This window comes from Albimonas donghaensis (assembly GCF_900106695.1).
GTDB classification, from domain to species: Bacteria; Pseudomonadota; Alphaproteobacteria; order Rhodobacterales; family Rhodobacteraceae; genus Albimonas; species Albimonas donghaensis.
In genome coordinates this window covers 51,028-77,345 of the sequence record NZ_FNMZ01000003.1, presented here as the reverse complement: position 1 = coordinate 77,345, position 26,318 = coordinate 51,028, and the positions used below count along the sequence as shown (strand labels likewise).

The 26,318-nt window shown below is 72.6% G+C and carries 23 protein-coding genes; 10 read left to right on the top strand and 13 right to left on the bottom strand.

Annotated elements, in window-relative coordinates; translation table 11 throughout:
* Positions 1-192 precede the first annotated feature (192 nt).
* Positions 193-933: a GNAT family N-acetyltransferase gene (locus BLV24_RS09870; RefSeq protein WP_143040279.1), complete on the top strand. Its 741-nt coding sequence runs from the start codon at positions 193-195 to the stop codon at positions 931-933.
* Between the two features lie 3 nt (positions 934-936).
* On the opposite strand, the gene BLV24_RS09865 is transcribed toward BLV24_RS09870, so the two are convergent.
* From BLV24_RS09865 to BLV24_RS09850, 4 genes are all read right to left on the bottom strand, one after another.
* Complete coding sequence (locus BLV24_RS09865; protein WP_092681193.1) at positions 937-1,797, bottom strand: amidohydrolase family protein; 861 nt, start codon at positions 1,795-1,797, stop codon at positions 937-939.
* Positions 1,798-1,801: 4 nt separating this feature from the next.
* A complete protein-coding gene (locus BLV24_RS09860; RefSeq protein WP_092681191.1) occupies positions 1,802-2,935 on the bottom strand; it encodes a mandelate racemase/muconate lactonizing enzyme family protein in 1,134 nt (377 codons plus the stop codon).
* A gap of 3 nt (positions 2,936-2,938) precedes the next feature.
* Positions 2,939-3,841, bottom strand: coding sequence for a 5-dehydro-4-deoxyglucarate dehydratase (kdgD, locus tag BLV24_RS09855; protein WP_092681189.1), 903 nt, complete (start codon positions 3,839-3,841; stop codon positions 2,939-2,941).
* Positions 3,842-3,975: 134 nt separating this feature from the next.
* A complete protein-coding gene (locus tag BLV24_RS09850) occupies positions 3,976-4,797 on the bottom strand; it encodes a FadR/GntR family transcriptional regulator (protein ID WP_092681187.1) in 822 nt (273 codons plus the stop codon).
* A gap of 222 nt (positions 4,798-5,019) precedes the next feature.
* Between BLV24_RS09850 and BLV24_RS09845 the strand changes: the two genes are divergently transcribed.
* From BLV24_RS09845 to BLV24_RS09830, 4 genes are all read left to right on the top strand, one after another.
* A complete protein-coding gene (locus BLV24_RS09845; protein WP_092681185.1) occupies positions 5,020-6,021 on the top strand; it encodes a TRAP transporter substrate-binding protein in 1,002 nt (333 codons plus the stop codon).
* 70 nt (positions 6,022-6,091) lie between these two features.
* On the top strand, positions 6,092-6,718 hold the full coding sequence (locus BLV24_RS09840; RefSeq protein ID WP_218133389.1) for a TRAP transporter small permease: 627 nt from the start codon (positions 6,092-6,094) through the stop codon (positions 6,716-6,718).
* A complete protein-coding gene (locus BLV24_RS09835) occupies positions 6,709-7,992 on the top strand; it encodes a TRAP transporter large permease (protein WP_092681183.1) in 1,284 nt (427 codons plus the stop codon). The genes BLV24_RS09840 and BLV24_RS09835 overlap by 10 nt, the downstream gene beginning before the upstream one ends.
* A 4-nt stretch (positions 7,993-7,996) precedes the next feature.
* Positions 7,997-8,797 carry an NAD-dependent epimerase/dehydratase family protein gene (locus tag BLV24_RS09830; RefSeq protein WP_092681181.1) on the top strand — a complete coding sequence of 267 codons (801 nt, stop codon included), beginning with the start codon at positions 7,997-7,999 and terminating at the stop codon, positions 8,795-8,797.
* Between the two features lie 129 nt (positions 8,798-8,926).
* Here BLV24_RS09830 and BLV24_RS09825 read toward each other — a convergent pair whose 3' ends face one another.
* Positions 8,927-9,124, bottom strand: a complete 198-nt coding sequence (locus tag BLV24_RS09825; protein ID WP_092681179.1) for a CsbD family protein — start codon at positions 9,122-9,124, stop codon at positions 8,927-8,929.
* A gap of 300 nt (positions 9,125-9,424) precedes the next feature.
* Between BLV24_RS09825 and hisS the strand changes: the two genes are divergently transcribed.
* The 4 genes from hisS (at position 9,425) to BLV24_RS09805 (ending at position 13,838) form a co-directional block, all read left to right on the top strand.
* Positions 9,425-10,933 (top strand): histidine--tRNA ligase, encoded by a 1,509-nt coding sequence (gene hisS / locus BLV24_RS09820; protein ID WP_092681177.1) that lies wholly within the window; start codon positions 9,425-9,427, stop codon positions 10,931-10,933.
* Positions 10,934-10,937: 4 nt separating this feature from the next.
* Positions 10,938-12,074 (top strand): ATP phosphoribosyltransferase regulatory subunit, encoded by a 1,137-nt coding sequence (locus BLV24_RS09815; protein ID WP_245710495.1) that lies wholly within the window; start codon positions 10,938-10,940, stop codon positions 12,072-12,074.
* A gap of 2 nt (positions 12,075-12,076) precedes the next feature.
* Entirely contained in the window at positions 12,077-12,829 is a 753-nt protein-coding gene (gene hisG, locus BLV24_RS09810; RefSeq protein ID WP_092681175.1) for an ATP phosphoribosyltransferase, read from the top strand.
* A gap of 145 nt (positions 12,830-12,974) precedes the next feature.
* Entirely contained in the window at positions 12,975-13,838 is an 864-nt protein-coding gene (locus tag BLV24_RS09805; RefSeq protein WP_176954700.1) for a pantoate--beta-alanine ligase, read from the top strand.
* 40 nt (positions 13,839-13,878) lie between these two features.
* Here the strand turns inward: BLV24_RS09805 and BLV24_RS09800 are convergent, their stop codons facing one another.
* The 5 genes from BLV24_RS09800 to BLV24_RS09780 all read right to left on the bottom strand — a co-directional run bounded on the left by BLV24_RS09800 (position 13,879) and on the right by BLV24_RS09780 (position 21,227).
* Positions 13,879-14,571, bottom strand: coding sequence for a hypothetical protein (locus tag BLV24_RS09800; RefSeq protein ID WP_092681171.1), 693 nt, complete (start codon positions 14,569-14,571; stop codon positions 13,879-13,881).
* 34 nt (positions 14,572-14,605) lie between these two features.
* A complete protein-coding gene (locus BLV24_RS09795; protein WP_092682025.1) occupies positions 14,606-15,034 on the bottom strand; it encodes a DUF1489 family protein in 429 nt (142 codons plus the stop codon).
* A gap of 158 nt (positions 15,035-15,192) precedes the next feature.
* Positions 15,193-18,441, bottom strand: a complete 3,249-nt coding sequence (gene carB, locus BLV24_RS09790) for a carbamoyl-phosphate synthase large subunit (protein ID WP_092681169.1) — start codon at positions 18,439-18,441, stop codon at positions 15,193-15,195.
* A 111-nt stretch (positions 18,442-18,552) separates the two neighbouring features.
* The gene (locus BLV24_RS09785) at positions 18,553-19,884 is read right to left on the bottom strand and encodes a glycosyltransferase 87 family protein (RefSeq protein WP_176954699.1); all 1,332 of its coding nucleotides are present in this window, start codon (positions 19,882-19,884) and stop codon (positions 18,553-18,555) included.
* Positions 19,881-21,227, bottom strand: a complete 1,347-nt coding sequence (locus tag BLV24_RS09780; RefSeq protein WP_143040277.1) for a glycosyltransferase family 87 protein — start codon at positions 21,225-21,227, stop codon at positions 19,881-19,883. The genes BLV24_RS09785 and BLV24_RS09780 overlap by 4 nt, the downstream gene beginning before the upstream one ends.
* 198 nt (positions 21,228-21,425) lie before the next feature.
* On the opposite strand from BLV24_RS09780, the gene BLV24_RS09775 reads away from it, so the two are divergent.
* A complete protein-coding gene (locus tag BLV24_RS09775) occupies positions 21,426-23,177 on the top strand; it encodes a monovalent cation:proton antiporter-2 (CPA2) family protein (RefSeq protein WP_092681165.1) in 1,752 nt (583 codons plus the stop codon).
* Between the two features lie 213 nt (positions 23,178-23,390).
* On the opposite strand, the gene BLV24_RS09770 is transcribed toward BLV24_RS09775, so the two are convergent.
* The 3 genes from BLV24_RS09770 to BLV24_RS09760 all read right to left on the bottom strand — a co-directional run bounded on the left by BLV24_RS09770 (position 23,391) and on the right by BLV24_RS09760 (position 26,307).
* Entirely contained in the window at positions 23,391-23,699 is a 309-nt protein-coding gene (locus BLV24_RS09770; RefSeq protein WP_143040276.1) for a hypothetical protein, read from the bottom strand.
* Between the two features lie 254 nt (positions 23,700-23,953).
* Complete coding sequence (locus BLV24_RS09765) at positions 23,954-25,096, bottom strand: M20/M25/M40 family metallo-hydrolase (RefSeq protein WP_092681160.1); 1,143 nt, start codon at positions 25,094-25,096, stop codon at positions 23,954-23,956.
* Between the two features lie 371 nt (positions 25,097-25,467).
* Positions 25,468-26,307, bottom strand: a complete 840-nt coding sequence (locus BLV24_RS09760; protein WP_092681158.1) for a universal stress protein — start codon at positions 26,305-26,307, stop codon at positions 25,468-25,470.
* Positions 26,308-26,318 lie beyond the last annotated feature (11 nt).

Sequence of the window (26,318 nt, the reverse complement as noted above, 5' to 3'; positions counted from 1 at the left end):
CGCATCGCTCTCACCCCGGCGACGGTGACCGGAGGCGTTCCGGGTATTGGGTAAAGCGTAGCGTTAACAAAGTGTAAGCGGTGGCGCATCGACAGGGGCGCCCGCGGATCGGGCGAAAATCAGCGACCGGATATGCGCGTGACGCATGGCGTTTTAACTCGCGCTTCGCGCGGGATGCATTATCTGAAGCGCATGGAACATGTTGCGATGCACCATGGCGCGGCGACGGGGCGGACGGCCCCGGACCCGCGCCTTCACGCCGGGGACGCGGGCCATGGCTTCGCGCATCCGCTGATGGCCCCGCGCCGGGCCTGGACCGACGACGCCGCGGCGATCGAGGCGCATCTGCTGCGCCTGGACCTGGCCGATCGGAACCTGCGCTTCTGCGGCGCGATCGGCGAGGCGTCGCTGCGCCGGCACGCGGTCGCGGTGGCGGGGGGGAACCCGTTGAGCCTTGTGGCCCTCGCGCCCGGCGGCGGCTGGCGGGTGCGCGCGATGATCGTGATCGCGCCGATGGACGACGACATCGCCGAAGTGGCGCTGAGCGTCGAATCCCCGTGGCGCGGTTCCGGCGTGGCCGCGGGCCTGATGCGCGCCGCCGCCGGCGTCTGCGCGCGCCGCGGCATCCGCCGGATGATGGCGCTGACCTTGCCGGAGAACGGCGCCATGCAGGGCCTTGGCCTGAAGCTGGGCGGCCGGCTGCGGCGCGGCCCCGACGGCATCGAGATCCATTTCGACGTGGGCGACCTGCTGGCCCTGACCTCGATCCAGGACAGCCCCTGGGCCGAGCCGCGGCCCGCGTGGCGCCCCGCCTTCGGCTTCGGCTTCCCGCGCGGGGGCGCGCGGCGCAAGGCCCCGGCGGGCGCGGGCGTCCCGGCCGTCACGGCGTCGCCGGCCAAGCCCGGACGCGGCGCCCTGAACGCGGCGCGCTGAGCCTCAGTCCGCGCCGAAGCCGTAGAGCGCGGCGGGGTTGTCCACCAGGATCAGCCTGCGCGTCGCCTCGTCCGGCGCCCAGCCCAGCACGGTGTCCAGCAGATCGGCGTCGGAGGGGTAGTCCTCCGCCCTCTTCACCAGGTTATGCGGCCAGTTGGTGCCCCAGATCACCCGCTCCGGCGCATGGGCGATGATCTCGCGCGCCACGGCGCCGATATCGGCGAAGTCCGGGGCGCCGGAGCGCGAGGATTCGTAGCCCCCCGCCATCTTGAACCAGCAATTGCCACGGTCGATCAGGCGCTTGACCGCGGCGATCCGGGCGTCGCCGGGCGCGGCCCCCGCGAAGAATTTCCCATGGTGGTCGAGGATCCAGCGGGCGCGGATGCCCTCCAGCGCAGGCAGGCGGTCGAGGATCTCTCCGCCGTCGAACTGGACGTTGACGGACCAGCCCATGTCGCAGGCCATGGCGTCGACGGGGCCGAGCGCCTCCAGCCCCACGGCGCCGCCGGGCAGGTTCATCAGCCGCGCGCCGCGGATGCCGCCCCTGTGCAGGCGCGCCAGCTCGGCGGCCGGCGTGTCGGGGCTGATCACCCCGACCCCGCGGGCGATGTCCCCGAAATCCGCCAGCGCGGCGAGGATGTTGGCGTTGTCCGCCGCATGGGCGTTGCCCTGCACGACCACCACACGCTCGATCCCCAGCCAGCCCATCACCTGCCGATAGGCGTCGGGGCTGGCGTCGCCCTCGGGCACGGGCAGGGCGCCCGGCGCGCCGGGGAAGCCGGGGAGATAGCAATGCATCTGGGTGTCGGTCGCCCCCGGAGGGAGGCGCAGCGCGGGGGCGGGGCCGGTCAGCGTGCGTTCCATGGGCTCAGCCCTCCACCGTGTAGCGGGCGAGCGCGGCCCGGTTGATCTCCACCCCCAGCCCCGGCCCCTGCGGGATGGCGACCATGCCCCCCGACTGGGCGACCGGGTTCACCAGGATCTCGGCCCGGTAGGGGTTGTAGGTCTGGTCGAATTCCAGAAGCGGGCCGCGTTCCGCATGTCGCGGCGGGGTTGGCGGCAGGATCGCCAGCATGTGCAGCGAGGCCGCCAGCGCCACCCCCGTCCCCCAGACATGCGGGGTGACGCGGATGCCCGCGGTTTCCGCCATCCAGGCGATCTTGCGCATCTCGGTGATGCCGCCGCAGCCGCAGACATCCGGTTGCAGAATGTCCACGGCGCGTCTGGCGATGGCCTCGGCGAAGCCGGTCCGGCCGTGCCAGGTCTCGCCCCCCGCCACCGGGATCGGCTGGCGGGCGCGGATCTCGACATAGGCGTCGAGCAGTTCCGGGACCACCGGCTCCTCGAACCACGCCAGCCGCAGGTCGGCGCAGCGGCGGCCGAGCTCGATGGCCTCGATGGCGTCGTAGCCGTGATTGGCGTCGATCATCAGGGCGATGTCCGGCCCCAGCACGTCGCGCGCCAGGCGGATCGAGGCCTCGTCCACGTCGACCCCGTAGCCGATCTTGATCTTGCAGGCGGTGAAGCCGGCGTCGCGGTAGCCGGCCAGCTCCTCGGCCAGCGCCTCGTCCCGGTCGCGGCCCACGGGGCGGAAGCCGCCGGTGGCGTAGGCGGGGACCTGGGCGCGGTAGGCGCCGCCCAGCAGCCGGTGCGCGGGGGCGCCCGCCGCCTTGCCGGCGATGTCCCACAGCGCGATGTCGATGCCCGATTGCGCGGTCATCGTGGCGCCGCGCTGCCCCTGGTCGCGGAACTGGTTGTAGATCTCGGTCCAGATCGGCTCGATCTCCCGCGGGTCGCGCCCGATGACCAGCGGAGCCATGGCGCGCACCAGCGCGGCGTTGGGGGCCGACGGGCCGAGGCATTCGCCCCAGCCCACCGTGCCGTCGTCGCAGATCACCTCGACCAGGCAGGCCCAGCGGGTCGCGAAGGTCGAGAACGCGCTCTGGAAATGCCGCTCCAGGTCGTGGCGCAGCACATGGGGCCGGATCTCGGCGATGCGCATGGGTCAGGAAACCTTTTCGATCAGGGCCTTGAGCGCCGCCGTCTCCTCCGCCGTCGGCGTGGTCAGGGGCGGGCGGGCGATGCCGGTCCCGTAGCCGAGCGAGGCGACGCCGGCCTTGATCAGCGACACCGCGTAGCCCGGCTGACGGTCGCGCAGCTTGGCGAAGGGGAAGAAGAAGTCCTCCAGCAACCGCTGCATGGTGGGTTTGTCGCCGGCGCGCAGGGCCTCATAGAAGCTGATCGCCATGGCCGGGACGAAGTTGAACACGGCCGAGGAATAGGTGGAGACGCCGGCGCCGTCATAGGCCTCGGCGAACAGTTCGTGGGTGGGCATGCCGCCGACATAGCACAGCCGGTCGCCCAGTTTCGCGGTGATCTCCCGAACCAGGCCGATCTGGCCGGTGCCGTCCTTGAAGCCGATCAGGTTGGGACAGTCGTCGGCGAGCCGCTGCAGGGTTTCGGCGGTGCAGACGGCGTTGTCGCGGTTGTAGACGATGACGCCGAGCCCGGTGGACCCGCAGACCGCCTTGATGTGCTGGAAAAGCCCCTCCTGCGGGACCTTCATCAGGTAATGGGGCAGGAGCAGCAGACCGTCGGCGCCGGCGGTTTCGGCTTCGCGCGCGATCTCCTTGGCCATTTCGGTGCCGTAGCCGCAGCCCGAGATGATCGGGGTGTCGCCGGCGACGGACTTGGCGGCGCGGACCACGTGCCCGATCTCCGGGCGGGTCAGCGAGAAGAATTCGCCGGTGCCGCCCGCGGCGAAGAGCGCGGCGGCGGGGAAGCCGGACAGCCACTCCACATGCGCCGCGTAGGCGTCCAGATCCAGGCCGAGATCCGCGTCGAACGGGGTCACGGGGAAGGACAGCAGGCCGGAGGCGGTCCGGGTCTTGAGGTCTTCGGGGGTCATGCCGACGCTCCGGGTCATATGCGGGAACGAGGCAAGTCATATGATGACATTGGCGGGGCCGTCAACCCTTCCGGCGGCGTCCGGGCGGGGTCGGGACGGGGGCGGGTCGGGGGCGGGGCGCAGGCGCCGCGGGGTCAATCGGCGCCCCGTTCGGCGGCGGCGGCGAGGCGGGCGAGCGCCCGGTAGCGTTCCGCCGACCCGACCAGATGCGCGCGCATCGCGGCCCGCGCGGCGCCGACATCATGGCGGGCGATGGCCTCGGCGACCTCGCGGTGCTCCTGCTCCAGCCGGGCGGCGTCGGCGGGGGGCGGGGCCTCGCCGGAGGCGTCGCGCAGCTTCTCCCGCGGGATGGTGCGGCGGCCGAGCTGGGCGAGGAAGGACTCGAAGCGCGGATTGTTGGTCGCGCGCGCGATGGCCATGTGGAAGGCGTAGTCGGCTTCGGCGCTGGGCGCGCCCTGGCGGGCGAGGCCGGCGAAGCGGCGATGCAGGTCCTCGATCTCCGCCTCCTGGGCCGGAGAGGCGCGCTGGGCGGCGAGGCCGGCGGCCTCGATCTCCACCGCGGCGCGAAGTTCAAGTTCCTCTATCATATCGGAAATCTTGGAGAATGGCGGCAGGTGGATGGCCGCGGTCGCGGGCTCGGGCCGGTCCAGCACGAAAACCCCGACGCCGTGGCGGGATTCCACCAGCCGGTCGGCCCGCAGCTCCGCCACCGCTTCGCGGATCACGGTGCGGGACACGCCGAAACGGTCGATCAGGGCGGACTCGGTCGGCAGCTTGTCGCCGGGGGTGAGCTGGCCGCCGAGGATCTCCGCGCGCAGGTCCTCGATGACCTTGGCGGTCAGGCTCTTGCGCGCCGGGGCGCGGGCGCCGCGAGGGCGGGCCGCGTCGGCCGGGGCGCGCAGCGGGGCGGCGTCGGTCTGGGCGGGGAACAGGGCTCGGTCGGGGCGTGCGCGCATCTGCGTCTCCTGCGGCTGGGTCCGGCGGGACGGCGCGCCCCGCGCCATCGAGGGCCGCCGGTCCTCGCGGCGCGCAGGGTCCGAAATCGGGACGCATTATGCAAGCGCCGATACGTCATATCTCAGTTGACAGGTCATCATATGATGTGCAGGGTCGCCCGACGGATCAGACGCAGCAGGCGGCCGAGGGAGAGCGCGCCGCCGCAGCCGGGGAGGATCGACATGACCCGCACCAACGGAAACCATCGCAAGTTCGCGCTCGGGGCCGCGGCCCTGGCCGCCTTCGCGGCCATCGCCGCCACGCCCGTCGTCGCCGACGACTGGCGCGGCTGGAACATCCATCCGCCGACCTACCCGAACGGCATCGCGCTCGACGCCTTCGCCAAGGAGGTGGCGGAGACGACCGACGGCCGCGTGACGCCCACGGTCTACCACAACGCCGTGCTGGGCGATCAGCCCGACGCGATCGAGCAGGCCCGCAACGGCGCGCTCGACTTCGGCAATTTCAACATGGGGCCGATGGGGCCCATCGTGCCGGCGACCAACATCCTGTCGCTGCCCTTCATCTTCGCTTCCGTCGACCAGATGCACACGGTCATGGACGGCGAGATCGGCCAGCGCTTTTCGGACGCGCTGGCGGAAAAGGGGCTCGTCGCCCTGTCCTGGTTCGATAGCGGCGCGCGCAGCCTCTACAACACCCGGGCGCCGGTGAAGACCCCGGCGGACGTGGAGGGGCTCAAGGTCCGGGTGATGAACAACCAGCTTTATGTCGACATGATCGGCGCGCTGGGCGGCAACGCCACCCCAATGGCCTTCGGCGAGGTCTACCAGTCGCTGAAGACCGGGGTCATCGACGGGGCCGAGAACAACTATCCGTCCTACGAGTCGACCAACCATTTCGAGGTCGCCCGGTTCTACTCGATCACCGAGCACCTGATCATCCCCGAGTGCCTCTGCGTCTCCACCGCGTCCTGGGACGCGCTGTCGGACGAGGACAAGGCGGCGGTGAAGGCGGCGGCGGTCAACGCGGCCGCGATGCAGCGCGAGCTGTGGGCCGAGCGTGAGAAGGCGAGCCTGGCCAAGGTCCGCGAGGCCGGCGCCCAGATCAACGAGGTCGAGGACAAGGCCGCCTTCCAGTCGGCGATGGACCCGGTCTATGCCGGTTTCATCGAGAAGAACCCCGACCTGAAGTCGTGGATCGACGACATCAAGGCCACGAAGTGATGCGGCCGGGCGCGTCGCAGGGCGCCTGCGCGCGCCCGGTCCCCGGACATCCGGGGCGCGGAGGGGCGGCATGAGCGCCGGCCCCTCGCATCCCCCGAGCCCCCCGCCCGGCGCCGACGCGCCGGGCGGGGGCGCGCCGCCCCGGATCGTCGAGGACATCCATGAGCTCACGGGGCCGAAGCCCGATGCGATCGCGCCGCCCTTTCCGGCGGCGGACCGCTGGATGGGCCGCATCGCCAGCCTGTGCATGGTCGTCGCCGGGGTGCAGATGGTGGTGCTGGTCGGCTTCATGGGCTGGCTGGTCTTCGGGCGCTACGTGCTCAACGACACGCCGACCTGGGTGGAGCAGCTGTCGCTGCTGCTGATCGCCTACATCACCTTTCTCGGCGCCGCGATCGGCGTGCGCGACGAAAGTCACCTGTCCATCGACTTCATCCGCGAGGCCCTGCCCCCCGTCCCCCGCGCCATCCTGCGGCTGCTGGCCGACGCGATGGTGATCGTGTTCACGGCGATCATGGCCTGGCAGGGCTGGAAGCTGGTCGCCACCAACCTGACGCGCGAGATCCCGATGCTGGGCGTGTCCGAGAGCTGGCGCGCCGCCTCGCTGGTCGCCTTCGGCGTGCTGGGCGCGGCCTTCGCCATCCTGCGTCTCGCGCAGCGCCTGCGCGCCCCCACCCGGAGCCTTCCATGGGACTGACCCTGCTGTTCGGGCTGTTCGCGCTCGGACTATTCGCGGGGGCGCCGGTCGCCTTCGCGCTCGGCCTCGCGGCGGTGGCCTGCTTCGCCTATGAGGGGCTGCCCCTGTTCGTCGCCTTCCAGCGCATCCTGTCGGGGGTCTCGACCTTTTCGCTGCTGGCGATCCCGTTCTTCATCTTCTCCGGCGAACTGATGCTGCATGGCGGCATCGCCCGCCGGCTGGTCGGGCTGGCCGCCGCCGCCGTGGGGTCGGTGCGCGGCGGGCTGGGGGTGGTGAACGTCGCCTCCTCGATGCTGTTCGGCGGCATTTCGGGGTCGGCGGTGGCCGACACCTCGGCGCTGGGCTCGATCCTGATGCCGGTGATGAAGGAGAAGGGCTACGACGCCGACTACGCGGTGAACGTGACCGTCACCTCCTCGGTCGCGGGGATCGTGATTCCGCCCTCGCACAACATGATCCTGTTCGCGGTGGCGGCGGGGGGCGGGATCTCCGTCTCCAACCTCTTCGTGGCGGGGATCCTGCCGGGCGTGCTGATGTGCCTGTGCCTGATGGTGGCGGCCTACCTGGTGGCGGTGAAGCGCGGCTACCCGGCCGAGCCCTTCCCGGGCTGGAAGGCGCTGGCGCTGCGGGCGGCGGATTCGCTGCCCGGCCTGATGACGGCCGTCATCATCGTCGGCGGCGTGCTGTCGGGCGTGCTGACCGTCACCGAGTCCGGGGCGTTCGGCGCCATCTACGCGCTGGTCATCACCGGCATCGTCTACCGGGAGCTCAGCTGGGCCAATTTCACCGCCGCGGTGAAAAGCTCGGTCAGGACCACGGCGCTGGTGATGGTGCTGGTCGGCTGCGCCTCGGCCTTCGCCTGGCTGCTGGCCTTCTACCGGGTGCCCGAGGGGCTGACCGGCCTGCTGCTGGGCATCTCGGAGAACCCGATCGTCATTCTGCTGATGCTCAACGTCATCCTGCTGGCGCTGGGCATGATCATGGACATGGCGGCGCTGATCCTGATCTGCACGCCGATCTTCCTGCCGGTGGCGCAGTCCATCGGCATGGACCCGATCCAGTTCGGGATCATGCTGATGATGAATCTCGGGCTCGGGCTCTGCACCCCGCCCGTGGGCGCGTGCCTGTTCGTGGGCTGCGTGATCGGCGGCATCCGCATCGATCAGGCCGTGCGCACCATCTGGCCGTTCTACCTTGCGGTCTTCACGGCGCTGATGCTTGTCACCTACATTCCGGCGATCTCGCTGTCCCTGCCTTCCCTGCTTCTGGAGTGAGCGCATGAAACTCAAGCGCCTGCTGATCACCGGCGCCGCCGGCGGCCTGGGCCGCCTCGCCCGCGCCCGGCTCGGCCATGTCGCCGAGACGATCCGCCTGTCCGACCTCTCCGAGATGGAGCCCGCCGGCCCGAACGAGGAGGTCATGCGCTGCGATCTCGGGGATTTCGACGCGGTGCGCGCGGTGGTGGACGGGTGCGACGGCATCCTGCATCTGGGCGGCGTGTCGGTGGAGAACACCTTCGACGCGATCCGAAACGGCAACCTGACGGGGCTCTACAACACCTACGAGGCGGCGCGTCAGACCGGCTGCAAGCGGATCCTCTTCGCCTCGTCCAACCACGCCATCGGCTTCCACACGCGGGAGACGAAGCTGGACGCCGACGCGGCTTTCGCCCCGGACAGCCTCTACGGCGTGTCCAAGGTCTTCGGCGAGGCGGTGGCGCTGCTCTATCACGACAAGTTCGGGATCGAGACCGCCCGGGTCCGTATCGGGTCCTGCTTTCCCGAGCCGAAAGACCACCGGATGCTGGCCACCTGGCTGAGCCCCGACGATTTCGTGCGGCTGGTGGAGGCGGTGTTCCGCGCTCCGCGGCTGGGCTGCCCGGTGATCTACGGGGCGTCGGCCAACGCCGAGACGTGGTGGGACAATTCGGCGGCCGGCTATGTCGGCTGGGTCCCGCAGGACAGTTCCGAGCCGTTCCGCGCCAAGCTCGACGCCGCGATGACCCCGCCCGCGCCCGGCGATCCGGTCAACCGCTACCAGGGCGGCGCTTTCGCCGCCTCGGGCCATTTCGAGGACTGACCGCGGTCCGTCCCTCGAAACCTGCCGGGGGGACATCTCCTCCTCTTCCCCGGACAGGATAAGGGCCCGCGCCATGTCTGACGCGGGCCCTCTTTTTCATCTCGCCGGCCCCGTGGCGGGGCGGCGGGCTCAGTTGCGGGCGAGCCAGTCGTCCACCTGGCGCTCGGCCTCTTCCTTGGCGATGCCGTAGCGCTCCTGCAGCTTGCCTTCGAGCCGGGCGCGATCGCCGTCGATCTGGTCGAGCTCGTCATTGGTGAGCTTGCCCCATTCCGTCTGGGCGGAGCCCGCGACCTGCTTCCACTTGCCCTGCACCTGGTCCCAGTTCATGGCGTGTCTCCTCTGTCTGGCCGGTCGCGCGGAGAGCCGCGCGGCGCCGGCGATGGCGGCCCCCCGCGGGGGGCGGACGGGGCCGCCGGGATGACGGGCGGGGGCGCTGTCGGCGCCGCCCTCCGTCGGCGTCTGAGGGGTAAGTTGGCGCCGCTCGTGACCAAAACCGGGCATGCGCGTGACGATAAAGCGGAAAGCGCGGGCGCCCCGCCGCCTTGCCCCCTCCGGCCCCTTCGGCTAGGACGCGGACGCGCCCCTGGCGGGCGCGCAGGTGCACCGCAAGCGAGGGGCGCGAGGCCCATGGCCAAGGACAAGAAACCCCGTCGCCCGAGGGCCGAGACGCCGCGGGGCTTCCGCGACTATTTCGGCGCCGAGGTGACCGAGCGCGCCGCGATGCTGGCGAAGATCACCGAGGTCTACCACGCGCACGGTTTCGACCCGCTGGAAAGCTCCGCGGTCGAGACGGTCGAGGCGCTGGGCAAGTTCCTGCCGGACGTGGATCGTCCCAACGAGGGCGTGTTCGCCTGGCAGGACGAGGACGAAAGCTGGCTGGCGCTGCGCTACGACCTCACCGCCCCGCTGGCGCGCGTCTACGCCCAGCACCGCAACGACCTGCCCAATCCCTATCGCCGCTATGCGGTGGGTCCGGTCTGGCGCAATGAAAAGCCGGGGCCGGGGCGGTTCCGCCAGTTCTACCAGTGCGATGCGGACACGGTGGGCTCCGCCAGCCCGGCCGCGGACGCGGAGATCTGCGGGATGCTCGCCGCGGCGCTGGAAAACGCCGGCATCGCGCCGGGCGACTACCTGATCCGGCTGAACAACCGCAAGGTTCTCAACGGGGTGATGGAGGCGGCCGGCGTGCTCGACCCCGCCGACCCGGAGGCCCATGCCGCCGCCCGCGGGATCGTGCTGCGCGCCATCGACAAGCTCGACCGGCTGGGCGAGGCCGGGGTGCGCGCCCTGCTGGGCGAAGGCCGCAAGGATGACAGCGGCGACTACACCAAGGGCGCCGGGCTGGGCGCGGACCAGGCCGAGATCGTCATGGGCTTCGTCGCCGCCCGCCGCGACACCGGGGCCGAGACCTGCGCGCGGCTGCGCGAACTGGTCGGCGCCTCGGTCCAGGGGGCGGAAGGCGTGTCGGAGCTGGAGCAGATCGCCGAATTGCTCGACCGCCAGGGGCTCGGCCCCGACCGCATCGTCATCGACCCGTCGGTGGTCCGGGGCCTGGGCTACTACACCGGCGCCGTCTACGAGGCCGAGCTGACCTTTGAAATCCTCGACGAAAAGGGCCGGCCGCGCCAGTTCGGCTCCGTCGCCGGGGGCGGGCGCTACGACGGTCTGGTGAAGCGCTTCACCGGGCAGGCGGTGCCGGCGACCGGCGTCTCCATCGGGGTGGACCGGCTGCTGGCCGCGCTGCGCGCCAAGGGACGCATGAGCGCCGAGGCCGCGGGGCCCGTGGTGGTCACCGCCATGGATCGCGACCGGCTGGGCGATTATCAGGCCATGGCCGCGGAGCTTCGCGCCGCCGGCATCCGGGCCGAGGTGTTCCTCGGCGGCGGGAACATGGGCAAGCAGCTGAAATATGCCGACAAGCGCGCCGCCCCGGTGGCGGTGATCGAGGGCGGGGACGAGAAGGACCGCGGCGTGGTCCAGATCAAGGATCTCGCGCTCGGCGCCCGTCTGGCGGCGGATATCGAGACCAACGAGGACTGGAAGGCCCAGCCCGCCCAGATGGAGATCCCGCGCGCCGAACTGGTCGCGCAGGTCCGCGCCATGCTCGCCCGGGCCGCCGGCCCCGCGGAGGGCTGAGCCGATGTCCGCCGATCGCGCCTATCTGACGGGCGGCCGCATGGGCGACGGGCTCGCCCGGCTTGCGGCCGAGATCGCGCGCATCGACGCGGGTTTCGCCGATGCCGGGGCGCAGGCGGTGGAGCCCGCCGCGCTCCAGCCCTCCGGCCCGCTGCTGGGGCTCTATGGCGAGGACATCCGCGCCCGCGCCTTCGTCACCACCGACCCGGTGGAGGGGGAGCTGATGCTGCGCCCCGACTTCACCGTGCCGGTTCTGCGCCTGCACATGCAGGGCGGCGCCGCGCCGGCCCGCTACCGCTATTGCGGGCCGGTCTATCGGCGGCAGGAGCCGGGATCCGCCCGCCCCACCGAATATCTCCAGGCCGGGGTCGAGATCCTGGGCGAGGCCGATCCGGTCGCCGCCGACGCCGAGGTCTTCGCCCTGATCCGCGAAGCGCTGGGAGAGGTCGCGGAAACCGCGGCCGTGCGCACCGGCGACCTGTCCATCGCCTTCGCCGCGGTGGCCGGGCTGGAGGCGCCGGAGCGCTGGAAAGCCGCGCTGCGCCGGCATCTGTGGCGCCCCGCCAAGTTCCGCGCCGTGCTGGAAGGTTTCGGAGAGCGTCCCGCCCCCACCCCCGCCCGCGCCGCCCTCGTCGCCGCCGCGAACCAGGGGGAGGACGCGCTGCGCGCCCATGTCCGCGCGCTCGGCCCCCTGCATGGCGCGCGGCCCTTCGAGGACGTGCTGGCCCGCGCCCGCGAACTGGCCCAGGACGCCCGCATGACCCTGCCCCGCGGCCAGATCGACTGGCTGGAGGCGGTGCTGGCGGTCAAGGGCCCCTCGGCCGAGGCGCTGGAGGCCCTGCGCGCGCTCGACGTCAACGCCGCCCTGCGCCCGGCGCTGGACCGCATGGCGCGGCGGCTGGACGCGCTGGGGCCGGGGGCGGAGACGCTGCCCTTCGACGCCTCCTTCGGGCGCGGGCTGGAATATTATGACGGCTTCACCTTCGAGTTCTCCGCCCCCGACCGCCCCGGCCTGCCGCCGCTGGCCGGCGGCGGGCGCTACGACGCGCTGACCTCGCGGCTGGGTTTCGTCGGCGCGCTGCCCGCCGTCGGCGGCATCGTGCGCCCCGAGGCCCTGCTCGCCGCCTCGGGAGGGGTGTGACCATGGCCGGACCCGCTTCGGATCGCTCCGCCGACCGCATCATTCTCGGCCTGCCGTCCAAGGGCCGGCTGCGCGACGCCTGCTTCGAATGGTTCGCCGAACGCGGCGTGACCGTCGAGGGCACGGGAGCCGAGCGCGAATACGCCGGCCGCGTGGTGGGGGTGGAGGGCGTGGACCTCGCCCTGCTTTCCGCCGGGGAGATCCCCAAGGAGCTCGCCGCCGGCCGCATCCATCTCGGCGTGACCGGCGAGGACATGGTGCGTGAGCGGATCCCCGACGCCGACGCGGCGGTGCGGCTGCTGGCGGCGATGGGCTTCGGCTTCGCCGACCTGGTGATCGCGGTCCCCGACGCCTGGGCGGATGTGGAGACGATGGCGGATCTCGACGCCGTGGCCGGCCGGCTGCGGGCCGATCTGGGCCGTCCGCTGCGCATCGCCACCAAGTATCACCTGCTGGTGCGCCGTTTCCTGCGCGCGCAGGGGGTGGCGGACTGCCTGCTGGTCGACAGCCAGGGCGCCACCGAGGGCGCGGTGCGCCAGGGCGCGGCGGAGGCCATCGCCGACATCACCACCTCGGGCGCCACCCTGACCGACAACCGGCTGCGGCCGCTGGTCGACGGGCTGATCCTCAAGAGCCAGGCGCATCTGTGCCTGTCCAACCGCGCGGCGCTGGGCCCGGCGCGCGCGGCGCGGCTGGATGCGCTGGGCGAAGCGCTCGGTCTGGGCCCGCTTGCATCGGCTCGGGTCCCGCAATAGCGTCCCTCACCTCGCTCTGAGATGTCAGCGCCCGCGCCGCCCGGCGCCGCCTGTCCGAGGGAGGCCGACCCCCACCGCGCCGGGTTGTTTCGGCTGGGGCCGCCGCGTTGCGCTCGTGCCCCGTTCGGCTAAGGATCACAACAAGATGCACAACCTGCCGCTGCTGCGGTCCACGTCTCAGCTTCGCTCCCGCATCCGGTCCTGGCGGGCCTTCGGGGAAACCGTCGCGCTGGTCCCGACGGGGGCCGGCCTGCACGAGGGCCACGCCGCGGTGATCCGCGCCGCGCGGGCCGAGGCGGACCGGGTGCTGGTGGCCGCCGCCGACTGGTGGGGGGAGCCCGCCGCGCTGACCGATGCCGCGGCGATCGAGGCGCTTTGCGACAGGGCCGACGAGGCCGGGGCGGACGCGGTCTACATCCCCTCCCAGGCCGCGCTGCGGCCGGAGGGCGCCCGCACGCGGCTGGTGACCGGCGCCATGGGCGATGTGATGTGCGGCGAGGACCGGCCCGGCATGTTCGCCGCCTACGCGCTGGCGGGGGTGCGGATGCTCAGCCACGCCCAGGCCGATTTCGCCTTCTACTCGGAGCGCGAATGGCAGCGGCTGGCGATCATGCGCCAGGTCTCCGCCGATCTCGCGCAGCCGACCGAGGTCCGCGCCGCGCCGACGGAGCGGGACATGGACGGCGTCGCCCTGTGCGAAGAGGCCGAGGCCCTGACCGGCGCCGACCGCGACTGCGCCCTGCGCCTGTGGCGGGAGATCAGCCGCGCCGCGTCGTCGATCGAAGCGGGCGGCGCGCCGGACCCGGCGCTGGACGACGCCGCCGACCGGCTCGCCGACGCGGGGGCGGAGGTCGAGTATCTCGACCTGCGCGACGCCGCGACACTGGAAGAAGTCGAGACCTGGAACGCCGAGCGCCCGGCCCGCGTCTTCGTCGCGATCAGGCTGGGCGAGGCCCGGCTGGTGGACAACGTCGCCGTCGGCGGCGGGAGCGACACGACGGTTCTCTGAGGCCGCGCCGCGCCGCGCCGGGGGGGCCGGAGGGCGCGGCTCAGTCGTCGCCGTCGCGGAGCTGGGCGAGAGCGGCGCCGACTTCGGACACCGTGTCGGCCAGCGCCGCCACCGCCGCCACCGGGGCCGAGCCGAAGTCGATGCGCAGCGCCACCGAGCCGGTGGGGCTGTTCCCGTCGGACCCGGCCCGCAGGCTCGGCCACGGCCGCGGGTCCTCCAGCGCGTGCAGCACGCCCAGAAGGTCCGGGGCTTCGGCGGTGACGCCCGACTGGGCGTATTCCAGAAACCAGCGGCGCAGGGGCGCGAGGTCCAGCCCGCGCTGGGCCGGGGCCAGCACCAGGTCGGCGCAGTCCCAGCGGAAGGCGCCGATGACCAGCGGGGCCGGGCCGTCCTCGCCCTGCCAGCCGCCGCCGCCGTCTCCGCCCGGAGCGCCCCCCGGATCGCCGGACGAGGCGATGATCGGCGAGAAATGCTCCGCCACCGCGGCGGGCAGGCGGCTGCGCACCACGGGATGGGCGATGCGCCCGGCGGTCTCGGCCTCGAAGTCATGGCGGGAGGGCAGGGCCAGCACGCCGGCGCGCGCGGCCTTGCCGTCGGCCCCGCGGCGCCACGGTTCCGGCGTCACGTCGGCGCCCGAGGAGATCGCGCGCGCCATCCGGGTCAGCAGTTCGGCGACATGCGCCTCCCGCAGGGGGGCCAGCGCGGCTTCCATGATCGGGCTGACTTCCAGCATCGGTCCCGGCCCTTCCCTCCTGTTCGCGTCGCGCTCAGCGCACGCCGATATCGGCGAGCGCCCGGCGCAGTTCCGGCGGCAGGTCGGCGCCCGGCGTCCCGGTCGCGGCCCCGAGGTCGGCCGGCGCCGCCTCCGGGGTCAGGTAGCGCCAACCCTGGAACGGGCGGCGGGGCGCGGCCTCGGTGCGGTGAATTTCAGGGTTCAGCACGATGGCGCAGCGGGCGACGCCGTCCTCGCCCTCCACCCGCTCCAGCGCCTCGATGCGCTGGCGGGCGAGCACCTGTCCCTTGAACACCCAGTAGAGCGAGCCGCCGGCGACCAGTTCATCCCCGCGCTTGGGCCACATGCGGGTGACATGGCGCGGGCGCGGGTCGCGGCCGGTGGCGAGCCTTTCGGCGGCGCGGGCGCGCTGCCAGCCCTCCAGGTCCTCCACCCGCTCGGCCCCCACGCACAGCTTGACCATGTGCACGGACGGGGCGGGATCGGCGGCGGTGGAGGTCACGGAACGGCGCTCCGGCAATCGCTGAACGGGGGATGCGCCGGGGGCGCGCCCCCGGCGGGGGTGGGCGCCGGCGCGGGGCGCGGCGGGGGCTTCGAAAAGCCCGCCGCCGGCCGCGTGGTTCAGGGAAGGTAGCGCTGCAGGGGGGCGACGTCGAGCGCGCCCGACCGTCGCGCCCGGATGGCGCGGGCCGCGGCGCGCGCCCCGGCGGCGGTCGTGTAGTAGGGGATCCCGGAATACAGCGCGACCGAGCGCAGCTCCTTGGAATCATGGACCGACTGCGCGCCCTCGGTGGTATTGAAGACCAGCGCCACCTCGCCGTCCTTCATGCGGTCGACGATGTTGGGCCGGCCCTCGTAGACCTTCTTCACGGTCTCGGTCTCGACCCCGTTTTCGCGCAGATAGGCGGCGGTGCCGTCGGTGGCGAGCAGGGTGAAGCCCATATCGGCCACCATCCGCGCTGCGTCGAGGATCGCGGGCTTGTCCGCGTCCTTCACCGACAGGAACACTTTTCCGGTCTCGGGCAGGGCGACGCCGGCGCCGATCTGGGCCTTGAGGAAGGCCCGGTCGAAGGACACGTCCAGCCCCATGACCTCGCCCGTCGAGCGCATTTCCGGCCCGAGCAGCGTGTCCACGCCGGGGAAGCGGGCGAAAGGCAGCACCGCCTCCTTCACCGCGAAGCGCGGGATGTCGGGGGATTTCAGGGTGAAGGCCCCGAGCTTCTCGCCGGCCATGACCCGGGCGGCGATGGCCGCGATGGGCGAGCCCACGGCCTTGGCCACGAAGGGCACGGTGCGCGAGGCCCGCGGATTGACCTCCAGCACGTAGATGTCGCCGTCCTTGATCGCGAACTGCACGTTCATCAGGCCGACCACATCGAGCCCCAGCGCCAGCTTCTCGGCCTGGAGCTTCAGTTCGTCCACCATCTCGCGGCTCAGCGAATAGGGGGGGAGGGAGCAGGCCGAGTCGCCGGAATGCACGCCGGCTTCCTCGATATGCTCCATGACGCCGGCCACATGCACCGTCTCGCCGTCGCAGAGCGCGTCCACGTCGACCTCGACCGCGCCGGACAGGTAGCTGTCGATCAGCACCGGCGACGTCCCCGACACCACCACCGCGTCGCGGATGTAGCGGGTCAGGCCCTCGTCGTCGCGCACGATCTCCATGGCCCGGCCGCCCAGCACGTAGGAGGGGCGGATGACCACCGGGTAGCCGACTTCGTTGGCGATGCGCATGGCCTGCTCGCCGGTGGTGGCGATGCCGTTGCGCGGCTGCTTCAGGCCCAGCTTGTTCAGCAGGCCCTGGAAGCGCTCGCGGTCCTCGGCCAGGTCGATGGCGTCGGGCGTGGTGCCGAGAATCGGGATGTCGGCGGCTTCCAGCGCGCGGGCGAGCTTCAGCGGCGTCTGGCCGCCGAACTGCACGATGACGCCGTGAAGCGTGCCGGCCTCCTGCTCCTTGAGCAGGATCTCCAGCACCGTCTCCTCGGTCAGCGGCTCGAAATAGAGGCGATCCGAGGTGTCGTAGTCGGTGGAGACCGTCTCCGGGTTGCAGTTGACCATGATGGTCTCATAGCCCGCGTCGGTCAGCGCGTAGCAGGCGTGGCAGCAGCAATAGTCGAACTCGATCCCCTGGCCGATGCGGTTGGGGCCGCCGCCGAGGATCGCGACCTTCTTGCGGTCCGAGGGCCGGGCCTCGCATTCCACCCAGCCCATCGCGTCGGATTCGTAGGTCGAATACATGTAGGGGGTCTGGGCCTCGAACTCCGCGGCGCAGGTGTCGATGCGCTTGTAGACCGGGCGCACGTCCATGGCGTGACGGGTCTGGCGGACCTTGTCCTCGGGCAGGTTGCACAGCTTGGCCAGCCGCGCGTCCGAGAAGCCCATCATCTTCACCGCCCGCATGGCGCGGGCGTCGGCCGGCAGGCCCTCGGCGATCAGCTTCGCCTCCATGTCCACGATCTCGGCGATGCGGTCGAGGAACCACGGGTCGAAGGCGGTGGCGCGCTGGATCTCGGCGTTGGTCAGCCCCTCGCGCATCGCCTGGGCGACGACGCGGATGCGGTCCGGGGTGGCCTTCGACAGGGCGGCGATGACGGCGCGCTTGCGGTCGGTTCCGGCTTCGTCGGCGCCGGGGATCTCGATCTCGTCGAAGCCGGTCAGGCCGGTCTCCATCGAGGCCAGCGCCTTCTGCATCGATTCGGCGAAGGACCGGCCGATGGCCATGGCCTCGCCCACCGACTTCATCGCCGTGGTCAGGTCGTTCTTGGCGCCGGGGAATTTCTCGAAGGCGAAGCGCGGGATCTTGGTGACCACGTAGTCGATCGAGGGCTCGAACGACGCCGGCGTCACCTTGGTGATGTCGTTGTCCAGCTCGTCGAGCGTGTAGCCCACGGCCAGCTTCGCGGCGATCTTGGCGATCGGGAAGCCGGTGGCCTTGGAGGCCAGCGCCGAGGACCGCGACACGCGCGGGTTCATCTCGATCACCACCATGCGCCCGGTCTCGGGCTCCAGCGCGAACTGGACGTTGGAGCCGCCGGTCTCCACCCCGATCTCGCGCAGCACCGCCAGGGACGCGTTGCGCATCCGCTGGTATTCCTTGTCGGTCAGCGTCAGGGCGGGGGCGACGGTGATGGAATCGCCGGTATGCACGCCCATCGGGTCGATATTCTCGATGGAGCAGATGATGATGCAGTTGTCCGCGGTGTCGCGGACCACCTCCATCTCGTATTCCTTCCAGCCGAGCAGGCTTTCGTCGATCAGGATCTGCGAGACCGGCGAGGCGTCGAGCCCGGATTTGCAGATCCGCTCGTAATCCTCGCGGTTATAGGCCACGCCGCCGCCGGTGCCGCCCATGGTGAAGGCGGGGCGGATGATGGCGGGCAGGCCGATATTGGGCAGCGCCTCCATGCATTCGGCCATGGTCGAGGCGATGGTCGCGGCCGGGTTCTCCAGCCCGATGCGGTCCATGGCCTCGCGGAACAGCTTGCGGTCCTCGGCCATCTCGATGGCGGCGCGCTTGGCGCCGATCAGCTCGACCTCGTATTTCGCCAGCACGCCGGCGTCGTCCAGCGCCAGGGCGGCGTTCAGCGCGGTCTGGCCGCCCATCGTGGGCAGAATCGCGTCGGGGCGCTCGGCCTCGATGATCTTGGTGATCGCCTCCACCGTGATCGGCTCGATATAGGTCGCGTCGGCCATCTCGGGGTCGGTCATGATGGTGGCCGGGTTCGAGTTGACCAGGATGACCCGGTAGCCTTCCTCGCGCAGGGCCTTGCAGGCCTGGGCGCCGGAATAGTCGAACTCGCAGGCCTGACCGATAACGATGGGCCCCGCGCCGATGATCAGGATGGAGGAGATATCGTTGCGTCTGGGCATGTTTCGTCTCCTCGTCCCGCGCGTGCGGGCGGCGTGCGTCGTCTTCGGCGGGGTCGGGTGGGACCGCGCGGGTTATATATCAGCGCGCGGAGGACGCAAGGCGGGGCGCGCTCAGGTCGCGCCGGACCCGGCTGCGGGACGGGGCGCGGGACGGGGGCCGGGGCGGGGGCCGGGGCGGGCGCCGCGCTCCGGCGCGACGACGGCGGCCAGCGCGAGGCCGAGCGCCACGGCCAGCGGCGACAGCGACCAGGCGAAATGCAGCCCGGGGGCCAGGCGAAATGCCGCCGTGGCGGTGATCAGGGCCAGGATCGCCGCGCCCGCGATCCAGGCGCCGAAGCGCAGCCGGAAGCCCAGCGCCACCGCCAGCGGGACGAGAAACGGGAAGTAATGCGTCCAGGCCAGCGGCGCGGCGACGGTGACGAGGATCAGCGCCGCGGGCATCAGCCGCCCCCGCCTCGCCTCGGTTCCGCGGGGCAGGAGGCGAATCGCCGCCGCGGCCAGCGCCGCCAGCACCAGCGCCCAGGTCAGCGGCAGGGCGCCGGGGGGCACGGGAACCACGCCGATCCCCTCGGGCATCTGCGCGCCGAACAACTTCGAGACGGGGTTCAGCAGGCTCTGGTTCATGCCGCCCGATTGCAGCAGCGTCCCGATGCGGCCGAGCTGGTCGAGAAAGGCCCGTGTCTCCTCGACCCCGCCGATGATGAGGTTGACCGCGAACAGCGCCGCCCCCGCGCCCAGCGCCCAGCCCGCCGCCCGCCAGCGCCCGGCGATCAGCCACCAGACCCCCATCGCCGCGGGCGACAGCTTCAGCGCCGCGGCCAGCGCCAGCAGCATTCCTGCGCGCGCCGGGCGGTCGCGCTCGGCCTCGCGCAGGGCCAGAAGCAGCGCCAGCGTCGCCCAGGGCTGCACCTGGTTGAACCAGGCCGAGGCCGCGGCCGGCCAGGCGAAGGGCAGCGCGACGAGGCTGATCGCGGCGACCTGCACGCCCCGCCCCTCCGGCGCCCAGAGCCGCGCCGCGACCCAGGCGCCCGCGGCCAGCGCCCCGGCATTGGCGATCGCGAAGCCCGCATGGAACAGTCGCCAGGGCAGATGCGCGGCGGGAAAGGCCGCGATCTCCGCCCAGATCGGCGCGAAGACGAAGGCCAGAAGCCAGTCTCGATAGCCGCCCGCAGCCGCGGCCGCGCTCCATTCCGGGTCGTGCACCTCGGGCGAAAGCAGCGGCTGGTAGACGTAGAGATGCGCCTCCGCCCCCTCCGCCGCCAGCCGGCCCGCGACATAGAGCGGCGCGAGGTCCAGCCCGCGTCCGCCCAGCCCGATCCAGGTCAGCATCGCCGTGGCGAAGGCGGTCGCGGCCAGCGCCGCGAGCCGCCAGAGCCGGTCGGCGCGGGGATCCGCTCCGAGCGGGGCCGCGAGCGCTCGGAGCCGCGCGCGGCGCGGGCTCATGCCGGGTCCCGTTCCGGGGAAACGCGTTCGGGCGCCAGGATCGAGGTCAGCGCCAGGATCGCCAGCGCCGGCAGGGTCAGCAGGGCGATGTCGTCGCTGAACCCGCGGGCCTTCCAGAACACCAGCGAGGCGAAGAGCATCATCCCCAGCGAGACCGCCGCCGCGACGCCACCGAAGCGGACGCGATAGCGCAGGGCGACCGCCCAGGGGACCATGAAGGTGAAGTAATGCGCCCAGGCCAGGGGCGCCGCCAGCAGCGTGACCGCCATAACCACCGGCATCAGCCGGGTCCGCTGCGCCTCGGCGATCCGCTCGGCGGGGCCTCCCGCGCGCGTCCATCCCGCGAGCCGGCAGGCCGCCAGCGCCAGCGTCCCCAGCGCCAGCCCCCAGGCCAGCGTCCGCGCGCCTGGCGGCATCGGCGCGGCGAAGGCGAAGCCGGGCAGGTCCGCCCCAAGGGCGCGGGCGGCGAAGACCATCAGGCTCTGGTTCATGCCGCCGGTGGAGGCGCCGTCCCCGATGCGCGCGAGCAGGTCGAAGAAGGCCCGCGTCTCCGCCGCGCCCGCCGCCGCGAGGTTGAGCGCGAGCAGCGCCGCCCCGGCGCCCAGCGCCCAGAGCGCCGCCCGCCACCGCCCTGTCATCAGCCAGTACAGCCCGAAGACCGCCGGCCCCAGCTTCACCGCCGCGGCCAGCGCGAGCAGGCAGCCGGCGCGGGCGGGGCGGCCGCGCTCTCCGGCCTCCAGCGCGAGCAGGCAAATCAGGGTGATCGCCGGCTGCGCCTGGTTGAACCAGGTGGAGCTCACCGCCGGCCAGGCGAAGGCCATCAGCGCGAGGCTGGCCAGCGTGGCGCGGGTCCGGACCGACGCGGGGGCCCACATCCGCGCGCCGACCACCGCCACCCCGGCCATGGCCAGGCCCGAGATCAGCGCCGTCGCCGCCGAGAAGGCCGGCCAGGACAGCGCCGTCGCCGGCCAGGCCAGCAGATGCGCCCAGACCGGCGGGAACACCCAGGCGAAAATCGAATGCTCATAACCCGCCTCGGCGGCGATGCGCGTCCAATCCGGATGCTCGATCATCGGCCCGAGCGCGGGCTGGAAGACATAAAGCAGGTCCGCCCGCCCTTCCGCCGCCAGCCGACCGGCGATGTAGAGCGGCGCCAGGTCCAGCCCCCGGCCCTGCAGCCCCCAGGCGGTCAGCAGCCCGGCGCAGGCCGCGAAGGCGAGCGCCATGGAGATCCGCGCGGCGTGGGAGGGCGCGCGCGCCTCGCCATCCCGCGCCTCGTCATCCCGCGCCGCGCCGACCGTCGCGGCGGAGGGCCCGCCCGCGACCTCGATCCTCTCCGCCATGCCACGCCCTCGCCCGATACGCGCCTTGCCCGCGCCCGCCGCCCGGCGAGCATCCCTTCCGGCACGCTCGAAAAGGACGTTTCCAGTCCCTCCGGCGCGCATTGCCCGGTGTCGCGAAACGAAACCCTGGCTTAAGGTCGAGCCTCGCATGATGGGGCGGCGTTCATCAAGCAAGCGGCGAGAAGGACAGGACGAGGCATGGCGGCGGGAGTCGGAACGGGATTTCTGGAAACGGCGGCGGTTTTCCTCGGCGCCGCGGTGGCGGCGGTGCCGATCTTCAACCGTCTCGGGCTGGGCTCCGTCATCGGCTACCTCGCCGCGGGCGCGGCCATCGGCCCCTTCGGCCTCGGCCTGGTGGGCGAGGTCGAGACGGTCATCGCCTTCGCGGAATTCGGCGTGGTGCTGCTGCTCTTCGTCATCGGGCTGGAACTGCGGCCGGCACGCCTCTGGCGATTGCGGGTGGAGATCTTCGGCCTCGGCCTCGCCCAGGTCGGGCTGACCACGGCGGCCTTCTTCCCGCTGCTGCAGGCGGCGGGGCTGGACTGGCGGCCGGCGCTGGTGGTGGGGGCGGCGATTGCGTTGAGCTCCACGGCCTTCGCGGTGCAGCTGCTGCGCGAAAAGGGCGACCTGACCCGGCCCTACGGGGACCGGGCGTTCTCGATCCTGCTGTTCCAGGACCTCGCCATCGTGCCCTTGCTGGCGCTGGTCGCCATCCTCGCGCCCTTCGTCGGGGGCGAGACCCTGCAATGGCGCGGCGTGCTGCTGGCGCTGGGGGCGATCGCGGCGCTGGTCGCGGCGATGCGCTACGGGATGGGGCCGTTGCTGACGCTGATCGCGAAGACCCGCGCCGACGAGGTGTTCACCGCCGCCGCCCTGCTGGCGGTGATCGCCGCGTCGCTGCTGATGCACGCGGTGGGGCTGTCGATGGCCATGGGCGCCTTCATCGCGGGCGTTATGATGGCCGACACCGAGTATCGCCACCAGCTGGAGACCGATATCGAGCCGTTCCGCGGCCTGCTGCTCGGCCTGTTCTTCATGGGCTTCGGGATGACCGTGGACTGGCCCCTGGTGGCGCAGTGGTGGTGGCTGGTGATCGGCGGCGCTTTCGCGGTGTTCGCGCTCAAGGGCGGGATGCTCTATCTGCTGGCGCGGATCATGCGCTCCCCCCATTTCGACGCGCTGCGCATCGCGGCGACGCTGGGGCAGGGGGGCGAGTTCGCCTTCGTCATGTTCACCGCCGCCGCCGGCTCGGCCCTGCTGGACCGGCAGGAGGCGTCGCTGCTCTCGGCCGTGGTCACGGCCTCGATGGTGCTGACCCCCTTCGCGGTGAAGCTGGCCGAGCGGATGCGCCCCGCCGAGTCCGAGGACGGCGAGGACATCGAGGACGTGTCGAAGGCCGAGGGGTCGGCCCGCATCCTGGTGGCGGGCTTCGGGCGGGTCGGGCAGGTGGTGGCGCGGATCATGCGCATGCGCGGCTACGACGTGACGCTGATCGACAACTCTCCCCGCCTGATCAAGATGGGGTCGACCTTCGGCAACAAGGTCTATTACGGCGACGCCCGCCGGGTGGACGTGCTGCGCACCGCGGGCGCGGCGACGGCCGACATCATCTTCCTGTGCATCGACGATCGCGACGGGGCCAAGCACGCGGTGGAGAAGATCCGCGTGGCCTTCCCCGACGCCGGCATCTTCGCGGACACCTACGACCGGTTCTCGGAATGGGAGCTGCGGGAGGCGGGGGCGCACGAAGTGGTGCGCGAGACCTTCGAGTCGGCCGTCGAGCTGGCCCGGCGCGGCTTGCGCCGGCTGGGCGACGGCGAAGTGGCCGAGGAGCTGATCGAGGAGTTCCGGCGGCGCGACGCGGAGCTGGCGCGCTTGCAGAACAAGTACGGCGTGGCCGAGGGGCTGGAGAAGCTTCGCGAGAAATACACGCTGGATTCGCCCGGCTGAGAGGGGCGTGACGGGGTGGGCCGGGGGCGGACTCCCGTCCGCTGCGCGTCCGGATCGCCCGCCCGCCGGCCCCGCATCGGGCGGGGCGCTGCCGAAGACGCCCGCGGACCGTCTGGGTCGGCGCCGGATTTCGCCCGACATGCTCTGCGCGCCGCGCGCTCCCGCTCCATCCGAAGATCACGCCGGAGCGGTCCGCCCAAGCCCGTATCGGCGTCATCCGACCCGCGACGCGAACCCGCACATCACCAGGGGAAGCGGAACCTGCGCCGGCGCCTCGGTCAACGCGTCGATTTCGATGAGGGCGGGGGAGCCGAGGCTGGCTCTGGTCCCGAGAAACCCGAACGGCAGATCGGCGGCGCCTGACCCGAACATCCCGCCGCCGCTGTCGAAGACACGGGTCGGAACGGAGCCGGCGAAGTCTCCGCCCTCCGCGCCAAGGTCGAAGAACCCCGACCCGTTATCCCTGCTGTGTTTCTGCTCGGAGCAGGTGTCGGGGTCCGGGAGAAGCCCGGATCTCGCCAATGCCGATCCCGCCCAGGCCGTCCCCGCCCTGACGTCGGAGACGGCGCTGGCGATATTCCGGTGCAATTCGTCTTTCGGCGCTGCGCCGGTTCATGAGCTGAAACGGTTGCCGGTCCCGATTGGGATTTGAAGGCGGCACGGCGACTTGAAGATGCGGGGATTCCAGTATCACGGCGTCAATGCGCACTTCTGAGCGAAATCAGCTTGCCCGCCCGGTCCGCGGCGGCGGTTTCGGCGTGGGCCGGGCCCTGGAGCTAGGGGCTCCAGGCCCGCGCCGTCTCCGCGTAGATGCGGGCGGCGGTCGCCACGTCGGCGAGGACCACGCTCTCATCCGCCTCGCCCGAGCCGCCCAGCCGCCCCGGTCCCAGCGTCGCCGTCTCCAGCCCGAAGGCGGGGGCGAGAATGCAGGCGTCGGTGAAATAGCGCGCGCCCCGCGGGACCGCGGCCGCGCCCCGCGCCCGGCTCGCGGCGGCGAGGCAGGCGCGGGCGAGCGGGGCGTCGGGCGCCGTTTCCTGCGCCGGTTTCCAGTCGAGCCGGGTCAGCCGGATCCCCGGTCCCAGACGGGCGGCGAGCGCGGCCTCGGCCGCCTTCGCCGTCACGCCGGGGGGCAGGCGCAGGTCCAGGTCGGCGGCGCAGCGGTCGGGCATCAGGTTGATCGCCGACCCGCCCTCGATCCGGCCGATGTTCAGCGTGGCGCCGCCCAGAAGCGGATGCGTCGCGTCGGGCAGGGCGGTTTCCAGGCCGTCCAGCGCCCGGGCCAGCGCGACGATGGCGTTGACCGCCGGGCCCCCGGCCCCGCCCGCCGCGTTCGCGCCGTCCGAGCCATGCCCCACGGTTCCCCGCGCCTCGGCCCGCAGCCACAGGGCGGAGGTCGTGGCGGTCACCAGGTCGAGCGAGGTCGGCTCCCCCACCAGAATCGCGCCATGGCCGGCCAGCGCCCCGGTTTCGACCAGGCGGCGGGCGCCGATAAGGTTGGCGCTCTCCCCCCCGGTGACGGCGAGGGTGACGTCGCCGGGCGGGGGCGAGTCGCGCAGGGCGGTCAGGGCCGAGATCAGCGCCGCCAGCCCGGATTTCATGTCGCAGGCGCCGCGGCCGTGGAGGCGGGCGCCGTCGTCCTCGCCCGAGAACGGGTCGCGGCGCCACCCCGCCGGGTCGCCGGCGGGCAGGGTGTCCATATGAGCGGAGAAGACCAGGCCGGCGCGCGCGCCGGCGCCCTTGAGGCGGACCAGAAGGTTGAAGCGGCGGGGGGCGAATTCCTCGACCTCGGGGGCGAAGCCGAGGCCCCGCAGGCGGTCGGCGAGCACCGCGCAGATCTCGGCCTCGTCGCCCGGCGGGTCGGGGCTGCGGGCGCGGATCAGGTCGGAGAGCAGGGCGGACAGCGCGGCGCGGTCCAGCATGCGCGGGCTCCTTGCGGGGAGGGGGACGCCCGGGGCCGCCCGAGGGCGGGCGGGCGGGGAGGCGGGGGGCGAGCGCCTCCCGCGCGCCCCCGGGGCTCACCCGATCAAACCCGCATGGCGCTGGCAAGGAAAAGCGGCGGGCCGCCGGCCGCGCCTCGCCCCCGCCACGCCCTGCGCCGGGGCATCGGCCCACCGGCCTGCGTCGCCATTTCGGCGCGACCGGCGAAGGCGGCGGCGGCGCGGCCAGGCGCCTCCGTCGCCGGGCGCGGCGAGCGGGCGGGCGCAATCCGCGCGCGGTCCGCGCCGCGCCTGCGAAGCACCCCCTCCGCCGCGGCCCCTCCGTCGCGACCCCTCCGGCGAGGGCGGGGCGTTCAATGCGCCATCAGCACCGGGATCGGGCTGTCATCCAGCACCGTGCGCGTCACCCCGCCGACCAGGTCCTCGGAGAACTTGGAGTGCTCGTAGGCCCCCATCACCAGCAGCCCGCAGTCATTGGCCGCGGCCACGTCCAGCAGCGTCCGCCCGATCGAGCGCGCGTCCCGCGGCATGTGCCGCCATTCGGTCTGCACGCCGTGGCGGGCCAGCTGGGCCACCACGTCGCGCCCTTCATGGCGCACCGCCCTGCGGTCGTCGCCGATGGCGCAGACCAGCGCCTGGCCCTGCGCCTCCAGCAGCGGCATCGCCTCCGACAGCGCCCGGGCTGCGGCGCGCCCGCCGTCCCAGGCCACCAGCGCCTTGCGGGGCAGCGTCTCCAGCGTCACGCCCCGGGGCGCGATCAGCACCGGCTTGCCCGAACGCAGCGCCACCACGTCGGCGTTGACCGCCAGATGCGCGGTGTCGGCGGTGGAGCTTTCGCAGGCCGCCAGCACCACCATGTCGTAGACCCGCGCCGCTTCCATCAACGAGCCGTCGGCGTGCCCGCCCAGCTCCATGAAATGCACCTTGGCGGGCCGGTCCGCGGCGAGCTTGCGGCTGGCCTCGGCGAAGCTGCGGGCGACGTCCGCGCGGCGGGCGGTCTCGGCCTCCAGCGCGGCGTCGAGCATATGCGGCGTGATCCAGGGCCCAAGCGCCGCGACCGAGCGGCTGGGTCCGTAGCTGAGCAGCCCGGTGACATGGGCGTCGAAGCGCCGGGCCAGCAGGCCGGCCAGCGCCAGCGCCTCGTCCGAGCCGGGCAGGCCGTTATAGGAAAGAAGTATGTTGCGGATGGCCATGGCGTCGCCTC